We start from the raw sequence: 18,567 nt of genomic DNA, 5'->3' as shown, positions 1-18,567 counted from the left end.
GTGGCCGGCTTCCCGCGTCCCGCGTTTCACCCTGTTCCCCATATTTCTGCCGTTCCGGTCGCGCCCGATAAAATTCCGCGATGAGCTCAAGCCCTGATCTGCCCTCCGCGGCCACGCCCGAAGCCATGCTTGCGCGGGCGCGCATCACCTTCGACATCGAAGCGGCGGCCGTGCTCGGCCTGAAGGATCGCGTCGGACCGAGCTTCGTCGAGGCCGTCCGCAAGATCCTGGACGTGCGCGGACGCGTCGTCGTCATGGGCATGGGCAAGAGCGGTCACGTCGGTCGCAAGATCGCCGCCACCCTCGCCTCCACCGGTACGCCAGCGATGTTCGTGCATCCCGCCGAGGCGAGCCATGGCGACCTCGGAATGATCAAGGCCGTCGATCTGGTGCTCGCGATTTCGAACAGCGGCGAGGTCGAGGAACTCACCGTCATCCTTCCCGTCGTCAAGCGCCAGGGCGTGCCCCTGATCGCGATGACCGGCCGTGTCGATTCCACGCTCGCACGCCACGCCGACATCGTTCTGGACAGCGGCGTCGAAAAAGAAGCCTGCCCGCTGAATCTGGCGCCGACCGCCAGCACCACTGCGCAAATGGCACTGGGCGATGCCCTGGCCGTTGCCTTGCTCGATGCACGCGGGTTCGGCACCGAGGATTTCGCCCGGTCGCATCCCGGCGGCGCGCTGGGCCGCAAGCTGCTCACCCATGTCAGCGACGTCATGCGCTCTGGCGACGACGTGCCACGCGTCCCGCCCGAGGCCAGCTTCACCGATCTGATGCGCGAGATGAGCGCCAAGGGGCTCGGCGCGACAGCCGTCGTGGCTTCGGACGGCCGCGCGATCGGGATCTTCACCGACGGCGACCTGCGCCGCCAGGTCGAAACCGGCGCGGATCTGCGCGCGCTGACCGCCCGGGACGTCATGCACGTCGGGCCGCGCACCTTGCGCGCCGAGGCGCTGGCCGCCGAAGCGGCGGAAGTCATGGAGCAGCATCGCATCACCAGCGTGCTGGTCGTGGATGCGTCCGGCGTGCTCATCGGCGTGCTCAGCATCAACGACCTGATGCGCGCGAAAGTCATCTGATGCCGGTGGAGTTCAAGGCGCAGACCCTGCTCGCGGCGCAGGACGTTCGTGTCGCGTTCTTCGACGTCGATGGCGTGCTGACCGACGGTGGCGTGTATTTCAGCGAGCACGGCGAGACGCTCAAGCGCTTCAGCATCCTCGACGGCTACGGCCTGAAATTGCTGCGCCTGGCCGGCATCAAGCCGGCGGTGATCACCGGCCGCGACTCGAAGCCCCTGCGCGTGCGGCTCGAGGCGCTCGGCATCGAGCATGTGCGTTACGGCACCGAAGACAAGCTGCCTGCGGCCGAGGCGATGCTGGCATCGCTGGGCCTGGACTGGAAACAGGCGGCCGCCATCGGCGACGACTGGCCCGATCTGCCCGTGCTCACGCGCGTCGCGTTTGCCGCGGCACCTGCGAACGCGCACGCCGAAGTGCGTGCCGTCGCGCACCATGTGACGAGCGCGCGTGGCGGCGAAGGCGCGGCGCGCGAGTTCTGCGACCTGCTCCTGACCGCGGGCGGGCATTACCGTCGATTGCTGGATGCCGCGCGGGGCCTGCCCGCATGAAGTCGGCCTGGAGCCTGCTGCGTGACGGACTCGATCGCGTCACGATCTACCTGCCCCTGATCCTGACTGCGGCGCTCGCGTTGGGCACCTATTGGCTGGTCCGCAATGCGCCCAAGCTGCTGGAGCCGGCCCCGAAGGAGGTGGCGGTCCACGAGCCCGATTTCTTCATGCGCGACTTCGTCGTGAAGAGCTTCCTGCCGAGCGGCGAGCTGCGCAGCGAGCTGTTCGGCAAGGAAGGCCGGCACTATCCGGACAACGATACGCTCGAGGTCGACGAGGTGCGCTTCCGCTCCATCTCGGACGACGGGCTGGTCATGCACGGCTCGGCGCAGCGCGGCCTGTCCAACGGCGATGGCACCGAGATCCAGTTGTTCGGCAACGCGATCGTGACACGCGATGCCGCGGTCGGTCCCAACGGCACGGCCATTCCGCGGCTGGAGTTTCGCGGCGATTTCCTGCACGTCTTCACCGACACGGAACGCGTGAGGTCGAACAAGCCTGTCGAGTTGACGCGCGGCACCGACAAGTTCACCTCGGACTCGATGGACTACGACAACGCAACCGGCATTGCCAATCTCCATGGCCGCGTGCGCGGCCAGCTGATCCCTTCGCAGGTGCCGCCGGCCGGCAGCAATCGCTGAGATCGACATGAAGCGTCTCGCATTCATCACCGGCGCATCCAGCGGCATCGGGCAGGCATTGGCGGCACGCTTCTATGCGGCGGGCTACGACCTTGCGCTCGTTGCAAGGCGTACCGCCGAGATCGAAGCCTGGGCTGCGGAGAACAAGATCGACGCCTCGCGCTGCGGGATCTACAGCGCAGACGTGGCGCAGATCGACAGCATCGTCGCGGCCGGCACCGCGTGCCTGGAGCGACAGGGCTTGCCGGATGTGGTGATCGCCAACGCCGGCATCAGCGTCGGGATCGATACCGCCGAACGCAGTGACCTCGACGTGTTCGCGCGCCTGCTGGCGATCAACAACGTCGGCGTTGCCGCGACTTTCCATCCCTTTGTGCGCGCGATGCAGTCGCGCGGCAGCGGCCGCCTCGTAGGCATCGGCAGCGTCGCCGCGATTCGCGGCTTGCCTGGACATGGTGCCTACTGCGCGAGCAAGGCGGGTGTGGTGGCCTATTGCGAGAGCCTGCGCACGGAGCTTCGCGGCAGCGGCGTGAAGGTCGTGACCATTTCGCCGGGCTACGTCGATACCCCGCTGACGCAAGGGAACCGATATGGCATGCCGTTCCTGATGCAGCCGTCCGATTTCGCCGACAAGGCGTTCGACGCCATCGAGTCAGGCACGAGCTACCGCGTGATTCCGTGGCAGATGGGCGTGGTCGCGAAGCTCCTGCGGATGCTTCCCAATGCCCTGTTCGATCGCGTCGTGCAGGGCCGCGGGCGCAAGCGACGCGCCGGCGAATAGGCTGGGCCCCCAAGAGGAGCCGACCACGAAAAAAGGCTCCCGAGGGAGCCTTTTCAATTCCGATGTGGAGGGGTGAACGAGCGATCAGTAGCCGCTGTTGCCACCGCTGCCGCCGCCGTAACCGCCGCGGCCGCCACCACCGCCACCGCGGGGGCCAGCGCCGTAGGGGCTGCGGAAACCGCCGTCGCCGCCGCGACCGCCGCCGCCACCACCGTAGCCGCCACCGCCACCGCCGCCGTAACCACCACCGCCGCCGCCGCCGCTGCGACCGCCACCACCGTAGCCGCCGCCACCGCCGCCGTAACCACCACCGCCGCCGCCGCCACCGTAACCGCCGCTACGCGGAGGACGCGCTTCCATGGGACGCGCTTCGTTCACCACCACGCTGCGGCCACCCAGAGGCTGACCGTTCATGCCGTTGATGGCGGCCTGCGCCTCGGCGTCGCTGCCCATCTCGACAAAGCCGAAGCCCTTGGAACGACCGGTATCGCGTTCCATCATGACTTTGGCGCTGGTGACGGCGCCGAATTGGCCGAAAGCTTGCTCGAGATCGCCGTCGCGCACCGAGTAAGGCAGATTACCGACGTACAGTTTGTTGCCCATCAAGGGACTCCTAATAAACACAGAAAAAAAGCGATGGAGTCCCGAAAGCACCACAGGTCGAAAAGACTCGACGAGTTGCGCGAAACTGACCGATCACCGATTGCATCCCCCCGCCATGCAGAGGGATGCTCGCGCATTATGTGGGAAATACGTGTTGCGCAACTAGGAATTTGCCCCGAGTACCACATGCGAGATAAATAAACCACAAGTTTGCGCACACTTACAATGCTGACTCGGCGATAGGCTACAATCGTGGCTGTCATTGGGGAGTAGCCGCCTTCCATTGCGAGAAGGGTTTGCGTCAACAGACTTGTCCTACAACCTGTGGGATATGGCGTAAGCAGCGTGCAGCCTGGCGAGACCTTTGACCGCGCAACTTCGGGTTCGGCCGAGGGGTGGCGCGGTCAATTGCGTCTTCGGCCGAGGAAACCCACCTATTCATGGAAGCTTTTTTTGTTGCAACCGGCGTGGTCGCGCTCGCCGAAATGGGCGACAAGACCCAACTGTTGTCCCTCGTGCTCGCCGCACGGTTTCGCAAGCCCTGGCCCATCGTCCTCGGCATCTTCACAGCCACCGTGCTGAACCATGCGTTGGCCGGCGCGGTCGGCAACTGGGTCACGCATTTCCTCGGCCCGACGGTGCTTCGTTGGATTCTCGGCGGCTCCTTCATCGCAATGGCTCTCTGGATGCTCATCCCGGACAAGCTCGACGAGGATGAGCTCCCCCGCTCCTCGCACTTCGGCGTCTTCGGCACCACGGCGATCGCCTTCTTCCTCGCGGAGATGGGCGACAAGACGCAGATTGCGACCGTCATGCTCGCGGCGCGCTACGTGGATGCGTACGTATGGGTCGTCATCGGCACGACGCTGGGCATGATGCTGGCCAATGCACCGGTCGTGTGGCTCGGCGAGCGCATCGTGCGTCGCGTGCCGATCAAGCTCGTGCACAGCATCTCCGCCGTCATCTTCCTGGTGTTGGGCGTGGCCGCGCTGATCGACTGGGGTTGAGCCGCGAATCGGCGCAGGGCATATACTTCTGCACGCGCCGATTTGCTCCAGCTTGCGGGCGCTTGATAAATGCAGCTAAAGACGGACGCCGTGACCCGGCTCGTTTTTGGCGAGGCCGGGTTTTTCATTCATGTCGTTCGTCGTCACACCGCAATCGATGCAGTTTGCCGGGCCGCTGGCCCTGCGCAGCGGCGCGTCGATTTCCAACTTCTCGCTCGCGTTCGAAACGTACGGCGAGCTCAACGCGGACCGCAGCAATGCGGTGCTCGTCTGCCATGCACTGAACGCGTCGCACCACGTGGCCGGCGTGTATGCGGGGCAGGAGAAGTCCGAAGGCTGGTGGGACAACATGATCGGCCCCGGCAAGCCGGTCGACACCGATCGATTCTTCGTCATCGGCATCAACAATCTCGGATCCTGCTTCGGCTCGACCGGTCCGATGCACATGAATCCTGAAACGGGGCGCGCCTACGGTGCCGACTTCCCGGTCGTGACGGTGGAGGACTGGGTCAACGCGCAGGCCGGTCTGCTCGACGCGCTCGGCATCCGCACGCTGGCCGCCGTGATGGGCGGCAGCCTCGGCGGCATGCAGGCGCTATCGTGGACGCTCCAATATCCCGAGCGGGTGCGCCACGCGGTAGTCATCGCGAGCGCGCCAAGCCTCACCGCGCAGAACATCGCATTCAACGAAGTCGCACGCCGCGCGATCGTGACCGACCCGGACTTTCACGGCGGCCACTTCTACGAGCACAGCGTCATACCGCAGCGAGGCCTCCGCATCGCGCGAATGATCGGCCACATCACCTATCAAAGCGACGACGTCATGAACGAGAAGTTCGGCCGTGCGTTGCGCCACGCGGTCGAAGGCACCTCGGGGCGCCAGGATTTCCTCTATTCGACTCAGGAAGTGGAGTTCCAGATCGAAAGCTACCTGCGCTACAACGGCGACAAGTTCAGCGAGTACTTCGACGCCAACACCTACCTGCTCATCACCCGCGCGCTCGACTATTTCGATCCAGCACAAGCACATGGCGGCGATCTTCGTGCCGCGCTGGCCAAGGCCATGGCCAAGTTCCTGATCGTGAGCTTCAGCACCGACTGGCGCTTCTCGCCGGCGCGCAGCCGTGAGATCGTGAAGGGGCTGCTCGACAACCGGCGCAACGTGAGCTACGCGGAGATCGATGCACCGCATGGTCACGATGCCTTCCTGCTCGACGATGTGCGCTACATGAGCGTCGTGCGTTCCTACTTCGATCGCATCGCTGCATCGGAGGTGACCCCATGAGCGACCTGGACACCCAACAGCTCATCGCACGGCTCGTGCCGCAAGGCTCTCGCGTGCTCGATCTCGGCTGCGGCGACGGCGCGCTGCTCGATCTCCTGCAGCGCGAGCGTGGCTGCAGCGGCTACGGTGTCGAGATTGCCGATGGCAACGTGCTGCATTGCGTACGTCGCGGGGTCGACGTGATCCAGCTCAACCTCGACGAAGGCCTCGCGATGTTCGACGACGCATCGTTCGATGTCGTCCTGCAGATCGACACGCTCCAGCATCTGCGCAACGCCGAGGTGATGCTGCGCGAGACCGCGCGCGTGGGCCGCATCGGTATCGTGGCTTTCCCGAACTTCGCACACTGGCCCAACCGCATCAGCATCGCGCGCGGCCGCATGCCCGTGACGAAGCGGCTGCCCTACCAGTGGTACGACACGCCGAACATCCGCGTGGGCACGTTCAAGGACTTCGAGGTCCTCGCGGGCAAGAACCGGCTGCGCGTGCTCGACGCATTCGGTCTCGAAAACGGGCGCGAAGTCCGCTGGCTGCCCAATGCGCGTGCAAGCACGGCGGTGTTCAAGTTCGAGCGCGGCTGAGCGCGTACGCGAGGCCTGCGGAGCGGTACATGTCATTCACGCTGGCTGCGCCCGTCCATAGTGAACTGATCATTCGAAAGAGCCGGTTCATCGGGTGCGTACAGCCGGTTGCGGATCGGGCTGCCGCGCAATCCGTGATCGCGAGCTTGCGCAGCGAACATCCCGGTGCCGCGCATGTCTGCTGGGCACTGATGGCCGGTGGCCAGTCGGCCGCGAACGACGATGGCGAGCCGGGCGGAACGGCGGGCCGCCCGATGCTCGAAGTGCTTCGGCATCACGAGCTCGAAAGCGTGCTCGCCACGGCGGTGCGCTACTTTGGCGGCGTCAAGCTCGGCGCGGGCGGACTGGTCCGTGCCTATACCGACAGCATCGCGCAGGCCCTGGCGGGCGCGGCGCTCGTTCCGCTGGTGCGGCAACGCCAACTGCATTGCGCAGTGCCTTATGCGCTCGAAGGCCTCGTGCGAAGGGAAATCGCGAGCGTCGGGGCCACACTGAACCATGTGAGCCACGAGGGCATGGTGCGCTTCTCCTTCTCTCTGCCGGAGCCTGGCGCGGACGCATTCATTGCACGACTCGACGACTCGACGCAAGGTCGCGCTGCATGGTCGAAAGGATGACAAGGCACAGAGAGAACACGAAAGTGTCCATTCGCGCTCTTGTATGACTTATTCGGTTACGCCTCTTGCGCAATGAAGTGCCGCCAGCCGTAATGGCGTTCTTAGGATAGGCGTTTTCGAGGAGCTCCCCATTGGCCACACAGTCCCCCTTCTTCGGCAAGCGTGATCGCGACGCCGACAATCTCACGTCCCGTCCCGCGCCGCTGATGGGTTCCGGCACCAATCTCTCGGGCACGCCCGTCAATCCCTCTTCCCTCACCACGCAAGCCGCCAACGCCGCTGCAAGCGTCGCCAAGGAAGGCGGCAGCAAGCTCACCGTCGGCCCGAACATCAAGCTCAAGGGCGTCGAGATCACCGACTGCGACACGCTCGTGGTCGAAGGCCTGGTCGAGGCAACGATGGATTCGCGCGTGATGCAGATCGCCGAGCAGGGTGCCTTCAAGGGCTCGGCCGAGATCGACATCGCCGAGATCCGCGGCTTGTTCGACGGCAACCTGACCGTTCGCGAGAAGCTCGTGATCCACTCGACCGGCAAGGTCACCGGCAAGATCCGCTACGGCAAGATCATCATCGAGGAAGGCGGCCAGCTTTCCGGCGAGATCAGCTTCGGCGCCGCGACCTCGGGCAGCAAGCCCGCGACGTCCGCGCTGCAGGCCGCGGCCTGAGTCGCGTTCAGCGCAACCGCTCGATCAAGGCACCGGCAGCCGCCGGTGCCTTTTCTTTTGCGCCGTTGATGAAGAAGACGAAGACGTCACGCGCATCCGAAGCCTTCTGCCTGCCTTCGTCGACCCATGCGAGCGAAGAAGGCACGCCGCCCTTCGCCCAGGTTCTGGCGGCATCGGCCCACTCGTCGAGCGCCTTTGGTGCATAGCCGGCGGCGTGCTTTGCGTCGCTGTTCATCAGGCGCGCGTACACGAAGTCGCCCGTGAGGTCGGCAATCGAAGGAAACTTCGGCGAATCCGTGAACACCGTCGCCACCTTGTACTTTCGCGCCAATGCGACGTACTCGGCCGTGCGGAAGCTCTCGTGCCGCACGTCGAGCACGTGCCGCAATGCGCGGCTTCCCTCCTTCTTGGGCAGCAGTTCGAGGAAGCCGGCGAGATCCTCGGGATCGAAGACTTTCGTGGGCATGAACTGCCACACGATCGGCCCCAGCTTGCTGCCGAGCTCACCAATGCCACTCTCGACGAAACGGCGGATCGAATCGCCGGCCGTCGCGAGCGCCTTGCGATTGGTCGAGAAGCGGGAGGCCTTGAGCGAGAACACGAAGTCCTCGGGCGTCTCGTCGTGCCACTTCTTGAAACTCGCGGGCTTGAAAGTGCTGTAGTAGGTGCCGTTGACCTCGATCGCGGTGAGGTGGCGGCTCGCGTAGTGGAGTTCCTGCGCATGCGGAAGGCCGGCCGGATAGAAGTTGTCGCGCCATGGCTCGTAAGTCCACCCGCCGATGCCGACGCGGATGCGTTGCGTTGCGGAGACCTCGGTGTGCGCGGGCATGGCAGTCCTCGGGAGCAATGGCGAAGCCCGCCTTTTAGCGCATACGGTGGCGGGTTGTCACTCGCACGTGCGGTGCCGATACGCACTAACATCGTTCTTCTCACCCCGCGGAGTCCCTTTCAATGAACGCCCCCCTCCATCGCGAAATGCCCGCCGGCCTGCTCGACGCCGAGCGCGCGCTCTCCGACGTCTCTTCCAAGTGGGACAACGACATCGTCCGGCAACTCACCGACTACATCGCGATCCCGGCCAAGTCGCCGGGCTTCGACAAGGAATGGGTGCAGAACGGCTACCTCGAGACCGTGCTGCGCAACGCGGCTGCGTGGGTCGAGGCGCAGAAGATCGAGGGCCTCAAGCTCGAGATCGTGCGGCTCGAAGGCCGCACGCCGGTGCTCTTCTTCGAGGTACCGGCCACAGGAACGAGCATGACGGAAACCGTGCTGATGTACGGCCACCTCGACAAGCAGCCCGAGTTCACCGGTTGGCGCAACGACCTCGGCCCGTGGACGCCCAAGTACGAAAACGGCCTGCTCTACGGCCGTGGCGGCGCGGACGACGGCTATGCGGTGTACGCGAGCGTCGCGGCGATCCAGGCCCTCAAGGCGCAGGGCGCTGCGCACCCGCGCATCGTCGGGATCATCGAGACCTGCGAGGAGTCCGGTTCGTATGACCTGCTGCCTTACGTGGATGCATTGCGCCCGCGCCTGGGCGAGGTGTCGCTCGTCATCTGCCTCGATTCCGGTGCGGGCAACTACGACCAGCTCTGGCTCACCACCTCGTTGCGCGGCATGGCCAGCGGCACGCTGAAGGTCGAGATCCTCACGGAAGGTGTTCATTCGGGCGATGCCTCGGGGCTCGTGCCTTCGAGCTTCCGCATCATGCGGCAGGTGCTCGACCGTCTCGAAGACAGCAAGACCGGTCGCCTTCTGCCTCAAAGCTTCCATTGCGAGGTGCCCACCGAACGGTTGGCACAAGCCAAGGCAACAGCCGCAATTCTTGGCGAAGAGGTCTACAAGCGCTTCCCCTGGGCGCATTACGACTGCGGCGGCGCAACCGCCTTCGCCTTGCCGACCACGACCGATCCGGTCGAGGCGCTGCTCAATCGCACCTGGAAGCCGACGCTCTCCGTCACCGGTGCCGAAGGCTTCCCGGCATTGAAGGACGCGGGCAACGTGCTGCGTCCGTACACCGCATTCAAGCTGTCGCTGCGCCTTCCCCCGTTGGTCGACGCGGACAAAGCAGTACAGCAACTCAAGACGCTGCTCGAAGACAACGCGCCTTATCAGGCCAAGGTCACGTTCGACAGCCACGGCGGCGCGACCGGATGGAATGCGCCGGAGACCGCACCGTGGTTCGAACGCGCGCTCAACGCCGCATCGCGCGCGCACTTCGGCGCGGACTGCGGCTATATCGGGCAAGGCGGCACCATCCCGCTGATGAACATGCTCAGCGTCGGATTCCCCAAGGCTCAGATGATGGTCTGCGGCGTGCTGGGCCCGAAGAGCAATGCGCACGGACCCAATGAATTCCTGCACGTGCCGTATGCGAAGAAGCTGACCGCCGCCGTGGCGGAGGTCATCGCCGCATTGCCGGTGGCGGCCGGCGGCGTCGTCGCTTGAGGTCGCAGCCCGCGCGCCACACGCTTCGTACGCCCGACGGCGAGACGCTGGCGGTGCGCGATTGGCACGTGGCGTCCGGCGCCGCACGGGCGGTGGTCGTCGTGGTCCATGGGCTCGGCGAGCATGCGGGCCGTTACGCGCACGTCGCCGAGCGGCTCAACGACTGGGGCTTCGAGGTTCGCGCCGTCGATCACCATGGGCACGGCGCATCCAGCGGTGCACGCGGCGGACTGCCGACGGCGCATCGGCTCATCGACGATCTCGCACTCGTGATCGACGGCACGCGGCGCGCGTACCCGGCCTTGCCAGTGGTGCTGCTCGGGCACAGCCTGGGCGGGCTGGTGGCGGCAAGCTTCGTCGCGCGCGGGGTGCGCAAGGTCGATGCGCTGGTGCTGTCGTCACCGGCGCTCGATGCGGGACTGAGCGCGTTCCAGAAATTCCTGGTCGCGACGCTTTCACGCATCGCGCCGGCGCTGCGCGTGGGCAATGGGCTCGACCTGCAATACCTCTCGCACGATCCGGCCGTTGCGCAGGCCTACGGGGCCGACGCGCTGTGCCATGACCGCATCGGCGCGCGTCTCGCGAAATTCCTTGCAGATGAGGGCGTCAACGTGCAAGCCGCGGCGCCTCGATGGGCAGTGCCCACCCTGCTGATCTACGCGGGCGACGATCGGCTCGTGAATCCGGCCGGTAGTCGCTCTTTCGCGCAGGCCGCGCCGCCCGAGATGGTCAGTACGACCTGCTACGTCGACCACTACCACGAGATCTTCAACGAGCGTGAGGCCGGGCCCGTCTTCGAACGGCTCCGCCGCTGGCTCGACGAACGCTTCGCCAGACCCTAGGCGGTCGCGGGCGAGATCCGCCGGCGCGCGAGCCAGAGCAGCGCGAACCCGGTCAGCGCGAGCGGCACCAGCGATCCGAAGTTCAGCAGACGCCAGCCCTGCGTCGTGACCAGGACACCGGACGCGAACGACGTGACCGCAAGCGTGGCGAACATGCAGAAGTTGAGCGCGCCCTGTGCCCGGTCCTTCTCCTGGGCCGTGAAGGTGGTCAATGAAAGCGTGGTGGCGCCGGTGAAGAGGAAGTTCCACCCGATGCCCAGCAGGAACAGCGCGATCACGAACTGCTGCAGTTCCACGCCGGACAGGGCAACCGCAACGCATGCCAGATTGAGCAGCAGCCCGGTGCCCATCACCGGCAACACGCCGAGGCGCCGAATCAGATGGCCCGTGAAGAAGCCCGGTGCGAACATGCCGATCACGTGCCATTCGAGAACGAACGCGACGTCTTCGAAGGGAAGGCTGCAGACTTGCATTGCGATCGGCGTGGCGGCCATCAGGAGGTTCATCACGCCGAAGCCGAGCGAGCCGGCGACCGCGGCCACGATGAATGACGGTTGGCGCGCGATCTCCGCGAGCGGGCGGCCACCGGCCGTGGCGCTTTTCGCCGGCGGTGCGGGAAAGTCGATGAACTGCATCATCGCCATCGACATCAGCACGACGACGGCCAGCGCGATGTACGCACCGGCAAAAGGCACCTCGAACCAGTTGCGGGTGACCGCTGCGAGGTTCGGGCCGGCGACGGCGCCGATCAGGCCGCCAGCCATCACCAGGGAGACCGCCTTCTCGCGCCAGTCGGGCGCGGCGAGTTCGGCGGCGGCAAAACGGTAGAGATTGGCGTTCGCGTTGTAGTAGCCGGCCACGACGGTCGCCAGGCACAGGAGCCAGAACTCCTTCCATACCGCCGCCTGTGCGCAAAGCAAGGCGGCAATCAGGGCCACGACCAGCCCGATCTGGAAAGAGCGTCGCCGGCCGAAGCGTTGCTGTGTGCGTGCCACGAGCCCCGTCGACAGCGCACCGCCGACCACATAGGCCATGACCGGCAGCGTCGCCATCCATCCGCGCGGCGCGAGCGAGAGGCCGACGAGGCCGTTGATGGCGATGAAGGCGACGTTGTTCGTGAGGAAGAGGCCTTGGCAGAAGGTGAGCAGCCAGAGATTGCGGTTCATTGGAGTTGTTGTGCGGTGGACTCATGAAAATGGCGCCTCGCGGCGCCATCATCCTGCTGGAAAGAAGCGGTGCGGTGCGCCCGTCAACTCTTCTGGAGAAAGCCGCTCAACGAAGCGAGCAGATCGTCATGGTTGCCTAGTCCTTCCGCCGGCACCTGGCCTTTGGGCGTCAGATGGTCGATCAACGTGGGTAGCAGCGTGGCCAGCAACGGCAGGAGGGTCGCGCTGTTCATGCCCAGTTTCTGCGCGATGCCCGAGACCGCGTCGTCGCCGAGCACACTGTGGAGCTGCCCGCCCGAAATCGGCGCGTTCTCGCCATGGCCGATCCACGAGCCGATGACGTCGCCCATGCCGGCCTGCTCGAACTTCGACACCAGGCCGCCCAATCCGCCTTGTTCGCCATTGTTGGCAAGCAGTCCGCCGAGCGCGCCGGCGATGTTGCCCAGATCACCCAGTCCCGCAGGGCCGCCGAGACTACCGATACCGCCTGCCTGTGGCTGCGGCTGGCCGCCGCCGAGCACTTGTCCGAGAACCGAATCGAGCAATCCCATGATGGGCTCCTCTGAGATGCAATGGAAGGGATGCGCCCCTACCGGGAACGCGGCGGGCGCTTCGGCAGCAGTGGTTCGCTGACACCCTGTACGCCGACCAGTCCGAGCACGGTCACCAAGGCATTCTGCGCGCCCTTCCACCCATCTGTCACGTCGATCCATTCGGAGAGCGCGTGAAAGCCGCCGGTCTTGCCGCCGCTGCCGATGATGATCGCCGGGATGCCGAGCGACATCGGCACGTTGGCATCGGTGCTTGCCCCCGTCAGCAGCGTCTTGTGACCGAAGGCGGAATTGGCGCGCACTGCGGCCTCGACGACCACCGAGTCCGATCCGGTGCGCCCGCCCGGCCGGTCGCCGATCAGCTTGGTGGTTGCGCTCAGGGTCGAGACGTTCCAGCGCTTGTTCTCCTCCGCCACTGCTTCGTCGATCGCCGCGAGGACCTTCTTTTCGGTGTCGAGCAGCGCGCCCATGTCGTCGGACCGGATGTCCACTGCCATGCGCGCGTCCGGCGCGATCGTGTTGACCGAGGTGCCGCCGCTCACGAGGCCGACGGTGAAGGTCGTCTTGGGGAAGCTCGGCGTCTTGATGTCGGCGATCTTCGCGATGGCCCGGCCCATCCCGTGGATCGCGCTGGGCACCTGTCCGAAGGCCGCGTAACTGTGGCCACCCGGGCCCTTGAAACTCACCTCGTAGCGGTGGCTGGCCGTGCCCAGCACCAGCACGTTGCCGTCCGGCGCGGGCTCGAGGCCGACCATCCCGTCGATGTCGAGGTGGTCGCGGAAGATGGCCTTCATCCCGCGCAGGTTGCCGAGCTCTTCCTCGCCGACGTTGCCGACGAAGATCAGGTCGCCGACCGTCTGGATCTTGTTGTCGTTCAGCACCTTGAGCCACGACAGGAGCACCGAGAGCGCGCGCGTGTCGTCGGAGATGCCGGGCGCATGGAGCTTGCCGTCGCGCTCCTTCACCTTCACGTCGGTGCCGGCCGGGAAGACGGTGTCGAGGTGCGCCGAAATCAGCAGTTTCGGACCGTTGCCGGTGCCCTTGCGAATGCCGATGACGTTGCCTTCTGCGTCGATCCTCGCGTCGCTGAGGCCGAGGGCCTTCAGGCGCGCAAGAAAGGCCTCGGCGCGCTTTTGTTCCTTGAAGGGCGGCGCCTCGATTTCGGTGAGCGTCTTCAGGTCTTCGATGGAGTGCTCATGGTCGGCCTTGAGCGCTTCGAGCAGGTCCTTGATGGCCGGTGCGGCGAGAAGCTGCGTGTAGGCCTGATCGACAGCCGGCCGCACCTGCGAAGGTGTCGGGGCCACGGCGTTGCTCTGGGCTTGCACACCGGCTGCGGCACAGAGCACCGCGAACATGACGGGCGCGAATCGGATGGAAGAAAGACGGGATGACATGAGGTCGTGGGAATCGGGGGCTTTGCAGCCAGTCAGGAAAGAAATGCGAGCGCCGCGAGCGCGGCGGTCTCGGCGCGCAGGACACGCGGCCCGAGCGACAGCGGCGCGAAGCCGCGCGAGATCGCATCCTTTTCCTCGGTGGGGCTCAGGCCGCCTTCCGGCCCGCTCAGCACCCAGGCACTGCGATGTTCATTCTGAGCGAGTTCGCGCACGGGGCGGGTTCCTTCCGCGAGACTGAGGATGAATCGTGGCGAATCACCGGCCTGCGCGGTGAGCCAGTTCGCGAAGGTCTCGACGGGGTGGATTTCCGGCACGCGGTTGCGCCCGCATTGCTCGCATGCGGCGATGGCGATGGCCTCCCAGTGCGCGCGCTTCTTGTCGGCGCGCTCGCCAGTGAGGCGAAGCACCGCATGCGCTGTCATCAAGGGCTGGATGCTGGCGACGCCGAGTTCCGTGGCTTTCTCGACCAACCAGTCCATGCGCTCGTTGGCCGGCATGCCGACCGCGAGATGTACCGCGCGCGTTGCTTCGCGCTCGACGGCATTGCGTTCGCCCACGCACACCTGGACGTCGCTGCGGCCCATTCGTTCGACTCTGGCGGCGTATTCACCGCCGGTGCCGTCGAACAGCGTCAACGCGTCGCCGGGCTGCATCCGCAGCACCTGCACATGGCGCGCGGCGCCGGGCGGCAGCGAGAACGAGCTGTTGGCAGTGAGCGCAACCGCGCAGTGGAAGCGTGCTGTCACATGCGCCCGTAGGCGAAGCCGGCTACCGGCTCCGTGCCTTCGATCTCGTCGATCGCGCGCAGCAGTGGCGCGAGTTCCCGATAGCGGCCCGCGGTGGCCCGGATGTAGGCGATGAAGCGCGGGGCATCGGCCAGGTACTTCGGCTTGCCATCGCGCAGCGTGAGCCGCGCAAAGATGCCGGCGACCTTCAGGTGGCGCTGCAGACCCATCCACTCGACCGCACGATAGAAGGCACCGAAGTCCTCGTCGACCGGCAGACCGGCCTTGCGGGCCTTCTGCCAGTAGCGCACGGTCATGTCGATCACGAAGTCTTCTTCCCAGCTCAGGAAGGCGTCGCGCATCAGGCTCGCGATGTCGTAGGTGATCGGGCCGTGGACCGCATCCTGGAAGTCGAGCACGCCCAGCGGCGCACCGCTGCCGACCATCAGGTTGCGCGGCATGAAGTCGCGGTGCACGTAGACGCGCGGCGCCGCCAGGTTGTTCTCCACGATCAGGTTGAAGGCGCGGTCGAGGCGCTCCTTGAGCTTGCCTTCCACCGCCATGCCACGGTGCTGGCTGACGTACCACTGCGGAAACAGCGAGAGCTCGCGCTCGAGCAGTGCCCTGTCATAAGGCGGAAGCACGTCCGGCTTCGAGGCGAGCTGCCAGAGGATCAGGCTATCGATCGCCTGCTCGAAGAGTGGACGCGCGGCGTGGGGATCGGCGGGGTCGATCGCATCCAGCATCGTCTGGAAGCCGAGGTCGTCGAGCAGCAGGAAGCCGTTGTCCCGGTCCCACTCGAGGACGTGCGGCGCCTTGACGCCAGCGGCAGCCATGAGCTCGGCGACATGGACGAACGGCGCGCTGTTTTCCTGCGCCGGCGGCGCGTCCATCACGATGCGCGTCAGCGCCTCGTCACTCGTGTTGACGCGGAAGTAGCGCCTGAAGCTGGCGTCGGCGGAGGCGAGTCGGACCGTATCAGGAAGCAACCGGTGTTGCGGTGCGATGCGCTCGATCCAGCGCTGAAAAGTCTGTGCGCGTGTCGCGTCCGTCCACACAGGGGCTTGGGGGATTGCGGCGGCGCCGCTGGCCGATGGCTGAGAGGCTGTCATGGATAATCAATTCTACAAATCCGCCTGGCGCGGAGCCTTCAACCCGACGGCCCCCGGCGCCGCCTTCCCCTCCAGACGACATTTGTCCTTCCGTACCGATGCCTGACCTGAACCGAGCCGCCTGGCGCCGGTGCCGCCCGCCTTTGCCGCTGGCCGTGCTGTCGCTTGCCCTGCTGCATGCGCATGGCGCGTGGGCGCAGGAGGCGGACCTGGATGCACCGCTGGTGCTCAAGCGAACGCCACAACTGACCGAAGTGATTCCGGAGAACCTGCGTGGCCGGATGCCGAGCTTCGTCGACGGTGATCGCATTTCCGGCCAGCCCGACCTCGGCACCATCGTCGAGGGCAATGCCACCCTGCGGCGCGGCGATACCCTGATCCGCGCCGACCGTCTCGAGTACTACCAGCCCGAGGATCGCGCCCGGGCCATCGGCAATGTGCATGTCAACCATGCCGGCAACATCTACGAAGGCCCCGAGCTCGAACTCAGGCTCGAGACCTTCGAGGGCTTCTTCAACAGGGTGCGCTACGAGTTTCTCGCCAATGGCGGGCGTGGCGACGCGGAGCGAATCGACTTCATCGACAGCAACGTGTCGATCGCCCGCATGGCCACCTACACCACCTGCCGTCCGGAAGACTATCCTGGATGGATGCCGGCCTGGCTGCTCAAGGCGCGCACCATCACCGCCGACACCGAGGAGAACGTCGGTGTCGCCACCAATGCGCAGATCACGTTCATGGGGATCAGCACGCCGCCGTTCCCGTCGCTCAGCTTCCCGCTGAGCAACGATCGCAAGTCGGGCGTGCTGCCGCCGGTCATCGGGATCGACAGCGTGAACGGCTTCGAGGTAACAGCGCCGTATTACTGGAACATCGCACCCAATCGCGATGCGACGCTCTTTCCGACCCTGATGAGCAAGCGTGGCATCAACCTGGGCACCGAGTTCCGCTACCTCGAGCCTACCTACAGCGGCGAGATCCGTGCCGACTACATGCCGGAGGACAAGCTGCGCGATCGCGACCGCTGGGGCATCTGGACGCATCACGAGCAGCGTTTCGACGCCAAGGCGCTGGGGCTCGATTCCCTGACGGGCTCGTTGAGCATCAACCGTGTGAGCGACGATGACTACTGGCGCGATTTCACGCGCACGCCGTCTCTCACCGCGCGGCTGCTGGCCAACGACGGCATCCTGCGCTGGACCTCCGGCGATTGGAGCGGCATGGCGCGTGCGCTGAGCTACCAGACGCTTCAGTACGCGCCTTCGCCGATCCTGCCGCCGTACGACCGGCTGCCGCAGATCACGGCCGACTACAACAAGTACGACTGGAACGGCTTCGACTTCACGCTCAATACCGACTACTCGCGCTTCCGTGGCCCCAGCCCGGCCGTGCAGAAGGAACTCGCTGGCTATGTGCAGCCCGATGGCGAGCGCGTGTTCGGCCTCGCCTCTTTGAGCCGACCCTTCCTGACCCCGGGCACCTTCGTCATCCCCAAGGTGATGCTGAACGCGACCGCCTACCAGTTCGACGCGCCGCTCACCACCAACGGGGCAACGTCGGCTACCCGCGTGGTGCCGACCTTCAGCCTCGACAGCGGGATGATCTTCGAGCGCGACGCCAGCTACTTCGGGCGCGCGTTCCGGCAGACGCTCGAGCCGCGTGCGTTCTACGTCTACACGCCCTACCGCAACCAGAGCGACCTGCCGAACTACGATTCGGCGGCCAACGACTTCAGCTTCGCGACGGTCTACACCGAGAACGCCTTCTCGGGCAACGACCGGATCTCCGACAGCAACCTGCTCACGCTCGGGGTCACGTCGCGCCTGATCGATCCGGACACCGGCGCCGAGGCGGCGCGTTTCGGCGTCGCGCAGCGTCTGCGCTTCGCCGACCAGCTGGTCACGTTGCCCAACGGCCAGCCGGTTACCGATCGTTTCAGCGACATCCTGCTCGGCGCGCAGATCAACTGGACGCCGAAGTGGAGCGTGGACGGCACGGTCCAGTACAACCCGGACGAACACAACTCCACCCGCACCGCGATCAGCGCCCGCTTCAGCCCCGGCCCGTATCGCACGATCAGTGCCGCCTATCGCTATCAGGCCGACACCACGTCGACCTCGAACGACGGCAGCAAGTCGATCGACGTCGGCTGGCAGTGGCCGATCAACGATCTTTGGGGCGACTACGGCAAGGATCTGGGGCCCGGACGTGGTCAAGGCGGCGGCCGCTGGTACGCTGTAGGCCGTCTGAATTACAGTCTGCAGGACAGCAAGCTGACGGACGGCGTGCTCGGCCTCGAATACGACGGCTGCTGCTGGATCGGCCGCGTGGTGGTGGAACGGATCACCACCGGGCAGGTCTCAGCCAGTACCCGGATCATGTTTCAGCTCGAACTCGTTGGCTTCGCAAGCGTCGGATCGAGCCCTGCGCGCACTTTGACGCAGAACATCCAACGCTACACCCCGCTGCGCCAACCGGGACTGGCGCCGAGCCGGTTCACCAATTACGACTGAGATAGA

At 65.7% G+C, this 18,567-nt stretch carries 19 protein-coding genes and 1 riboswitch; of the genes, 12 read left to right on the top strand and 7 right to left on the bottom strand.

Annotation, left to right across the window (positions count from 1 at the left end):
• Positions 1–80: 80 nt before the first annotated feature.
• Genes BLW05_RS29860 through BLW05_RS29845 form a run of 4 tightly spaced genes read left to right on the top strand, consistent with a single transcriptional unit; the run spans position 81 to position 3,052 of the window.
• The gene (locus BLW05_RS29860; RefSeq protein ID WP_093167516.1) at positions 81–1,082 is read left to right on the top strand and encodes a KpsF/GutQ family sugar-phosphate isomerase; all 1,002 of its coding nucleotides are present in this window, start codon (positions 81–83) and stop codon (positions 1,080–1,082) included.
• The gene (locus BLW05_RS29855; protein WP_093167514.1) at positions 1,082–1,630 is read left to right on the top strand and encodes a KdsC family phosphatase; all 549 of its coding nucleotides are present in this window, start codon (positions 1,082–1,084) and stop codon (positions 1,628–1,630) included. Before BLW05_RS29860 ends, BLW05_RS29855 begins: the two co-directional genes overlap by 1 nt.
• Positions 1,627–2,271: an LPS export ABC transporter periplasmic protein LptC gene (gene lptC, locus BLW05_RS29850; protein WP_093167512.1), complete on the top strand. Its 645-nt coding sequence runs from the start codon at positions 1,627–1,629 to the stop codon at positions 2,269–2,271. The genes BLW05_RS29855 and lptC overlap by 4 nt, the downstream gene beginning before the upstream one ends.
• Positions 2,272–2,278: 7 nt before the next feature.
• Entirely contained in the window at positions 2,279–3,052 is a 774-nt protein-coding gene (locus BLW05_RS29845; RefSeq protein WP_093167510.1) for an SDR family oxidoreductase, read from the top strand.
• An 84-nt stretch (positions 3,053–3,136) separates the two neighbouring features.
• Here BLW05_RS29845 and BLW05_RS29840 read toward each other — a convergent pair whose 3' ends face one another.
• On the bottom strand, positions 3,137–3,655 hold the full coding sequence (locus tag BLW05_RS29840; RefSeq protein ID WP_093167508.1) for an RNA recognition motif domain-containing protein: 519 nt from the start codon (positions 3,653–3,655) through the stop codon (positions 3,137–3,139).
• 247 nt (positions 3,656–3,902) lie between these two features.
• Positions 3,903–4,080: riboswitch (yybP-ykoY riboswitch) on the top strand.
• A 15-nt stretch (positions 4,081–4,095) separates the two neighbouring features.
• Here BLW05_RS29840 and BLW05_RS29835 point away from each other — a divergent pair.
• The 5 genes from BLW05_RS29835 (at position 4,096) to BLW05_RS29815 (ending at position 7,810) form a co-directional block, all read left to right on the top strand.
• Positions 4,096–4,662, top strand: a complete 567-nt coding sequence (locus BLW05_RS29835; protein ID WP_093167506.1) for a TMEM165/GDT1 family protein — start codon at positions 4,096–4,098, stop codon at positions 4,660–4,662.
• 130 nt (positions 4,663–4,792) lie between these two features.
• Complete coding sequence (locus BLW05_RS29830) at positions 4,793–5,947, top strand: homoserine O-succinyltransferase MetX (protein WP_093167504.1); 1,155 nt, start codon at positions 4,793–4,795, stop codon at positions 5,945–5,947.
• Positions 5,944–6,528, top strand: a complete 585-nt coding sequence (gene metW, locus BLW05_RS29825; RefSeq protein WP_093167502.1) for a methionine biosynthesis protein MetW — start codon at positions 5,944–5,946, stop codon at positions 6,526–6,528. The genes BLW05_RS29830 and metW overlap by 4 nt, the downstream gene beginning before the upstream one ends.
• Before the next feature lie 29 nt (positions 6,529–6,557).
• Positions 6,558–7,145, top strand: coding sequence for an IMPACT family protein (locus tag BLW05_RS29820; RefSeq protein WP_093167500.1), 588 nt, complete (start codon positions 6,558–6,560; stop codon positions 7,143–7,145).
• A 131-nt stretch (positions 7,146–7,276) separates the two neighbouring features.
• The gene (locus BLW05_RS29815; RefSeq protein ID WP_093167498.1) at positions 7,277–7,810 is read left to right on the top strand and encodes a bactofilin family protein; all 534 of its coding nucleotides are present in this window, start codon (positions 7,277–7,279) and stop codon (positions 7,808–7,810) included.
• 7 nt (positions 7,811–7,817) lie between these two features.
• Here the strand turns inward: BLW05_RS29815 and BLW05_RS29810 are convergent, their stop codons facing one another.
• Entirely contained in the window at positions 7,818–8,639 is an 822-nt protein-coding gene (locus BLW05_RS29810) for a DUF72 domain-containing protein (RefSeq protein WP_093167497.1), read from the bottom strand.
• Positions 8,640–8,761: 122 nt separating this feature from the next.
• Between BLW05_RS29810 and BLW05_RS29805 the strand changes: the two genes are divergently transcribed.
• Positions 8,762–10,258, top strand: a complete 1,497-nt coding sequence (locus BLW05_RS29805) for a M20 family metallopeptidase (RefSeq protein ID WP_093167495.1) — start codon at positions 8,762–8,764, stop codon at positions 10,256–10,258.
• Positions 10,255–11,100, top strand: coding sequence for an alpha/beta hydrolase (locus BLW05_RS29800; RefSeq protein ID WP_093167493.1), 846 nt, complete (start codon positions 10,255–10,257; stop codon positions 11,098–11,100). The genes BLW05_RS29805 and BLW05_RS29800 overlap by 4 nt, the downstream gene beginning before the upstream one ends.
• Here the strand turns inward: BLW05_RS29800 and BLW05_RS29795 are convergent.
• From BLW05_RS29795 to BLW05_RS29775, 5 genes are all read right to left on the bottom strand, one after another.
• The gene (locus tag BLW05_RS29795; protein ID WP_093167491.1) at positions 11,097–12,266 is read right to left on the bottom strand and encodes an MFS transporter; all 1,170 of its coding nucleotides are present in this window, start codon (positions 12,264–12,266) and stop codon (positions 11,097–11,099) included. The genes BLW05_RS29800 and BLW05_RS29795 overlap by 4 nt on opposite strands.
• An 83-nt stretch (positions 12,267–12,349) precedes the next feature.
• Entirely contained in the window at positions 12,350–12,817 is a 468-nt protein-coding gene (locus BLW05_RS29790) for a YidB family protein (protein ID WP_093167489.1), read from the bottom strand.
• A gap of 38 nt (positions 12,818–12,855) precedes the next feature.
• Positions 12,856–14,211, bottom strand: a complete 1,356-nt coding sequence (locus BLW05_RS29785) for a M20/M25/M40 family metallo-hydrolase (protein WP_093167487.1) — start codon at positions 14,209–14,211, stop codon at positions 12,856–12,858.
• A 32-nt stretch (positions 14,212–14,243) separates the two neighbouring features.
• Complete coding sequence (locus BLW05_RS29780) at positions 14,244–14,957, bottom strand: 16S rRNA (uracil(1498)-N(3))-methyltransferase (protein WP_093167485.1); 714 nt, start codon at positions 14,955–14,957, stop codon at positions 14,244–14,246.
• On the bottom strand, positions 14,954–16,048 hold the full coding sequence (locus BLW05_RS29775) for an aminoglycoside phosphotransferase family protein (protein ID WP_093167483.1): 1,095 nt from the start codon (positions 16,046–16,048) through the stop codon (positions 14,954–14,956). The genes BLW05_RS29780 and BLW05_RS29775 overlap by 4 nt, the downstream gene beginning before the upstream one ends.
• A gap of 98 nt (positions 16,049–16,146) precedes the next feature.
• Here BLW05_RS29775 and BLW05_RS29770 point away from each other — a divergent pair, with 98 nt between their 5' ends.
• Entirely contained in the window at positions 16,147–18,561 is a 2,415-nt protein-coding gene (locus BLW05_RS29770) for an LPS-assembly protein LptD (RefSeq protein ID WP_093167481.1), read from the top strand.
• Positions 18,562–18,567 lie beyond the last annotated feature (6 nt).

Source organism: Variovorax sp. YR216 (genome assembly GCF_900107745.1).
In the GTDB taxonomy this organism is placed as follows: Bacteria; Pseudomonadota; Gammaproteobacteria; order Burkholderiales; family Burkholderiaceae_C; genus Variovorax.
Note: the sequence above shows the minus strand (reverse complement) of the source record. Positions and strands in the feature narration are given on the sequence as shown.

Bases quoted from the DNA above. Each gene is read 5' to 3' on its own strand.
- BLW05_RS29860 (WP_093167516.1), top strand. From the start codon at position 81: ATGAGCTCAAGCCCTGATCTGCCCTCCGCGGCCACGCCCGAAGCCATG.
- BLW05_RS29855 (WP_093167514.1), top strand. From the start codon at position 1,082: ATGCCGGTGGAGTTCAAGGCGCAGACCCTGCTCGCGGCGCAGGACGTT.
- lptC (WP_093167512.1), top strand. From the start codon at position 1,627: ATGAAGTCGGCCTGGAGCCTGCTGCGTGACGGACTCGATCGCGTCACG.
- BLW05_RS29845 (WP_093167510.1), top strand. From the start codon at position 2,279: ATGAAGCGTCTCGCATTCATCACCGGCGCATCCAGCGGCATCGGGCAG.
- BLW05_RS29840 (WP_093167508.1), bottom strand. From the start codon at position 3,655: ATGGGCAACAAACTGTACGTCGGTAATCTGCCTTACTCGGTGCGCGAC.
- BLW05_RS29835 (WP_093167506.1), top strand. From the start codon at position 4,096: ATGGAAGCTTTTTTTGTTGCAACCGGCGTGGTCGCGCTCGCCGAAATG.
- BLW05_RS29830 (WP_093167504.1), top strand. From the start codon at position 4,793: ATGTCGTTCGTCGTCACACCGCAATCGATGCAGTTTGCCGGGCCGCTG.
- metW (WP_093167502.1), top strand. From the start codon at position 5,944: ATGAGCGACCTGGACACCCAACAGCTCATCGCACGGCTCGTGCCGCAA.
- BLW05_RS29820 (WP_093167500.1), top strand. From the start codon at position 6,558: ATGTCATTCACGCTGGCTGCGCCCGTCCATAGTGAACTGATCATTCGA.
- BLW05_RS29810 (WP_093167497.1), bottom strand. From the start codon at position 8,639: ATGCCCGCGCACACCGAGGTCTCCGCAACGCAACGCATCCGCGTCGGC.
- BLW05_RS29805 (WP_093167495.1), top strand. From the start codon at position 8,762: ATGAACGCCCCCCTCCATCGCGAAATGCCCGCCGGCCTGCTCGACGCC.
- BLW05_RS29795 (WP_093167491.1), bottom strand. From the start codon at position 12,266: ATGAACCGCAATCTCTGGCTGCTCACCTTCTGCCAAGGCCTCTTCCTC.
- BLW05_RS29790 (WP_093167489.1), bottom strand. From the start codon at position 12,817: ATGGGATTGCTCGATTCGGTTCTCGGACAAGTGCTCGGCGGCGGCCAG.
- BLW05_RS29785 (WP_093167487.1), bottom strand. From the start codon at position 14,211: ATGTCATCCCGTCTTTCTTCCATCCGATTCGCGCCCGTCATGTTCGCG.
- BLW05_RS29775 (WP_093167483.1), bottom strand. From the start codon at position 16,048: ATGACAGCCTCTCAGCCATCGGCCAGCGGCGCCGCCGCAATCCCCCAA.
- BLW05_RS29770 (WP_093167481.1), top strand. From the start codon at position 16,147: ATGCCTGACCTGAACCGAGCCGCCTGGCGCCGGTGCCGCCCGCCTTTG.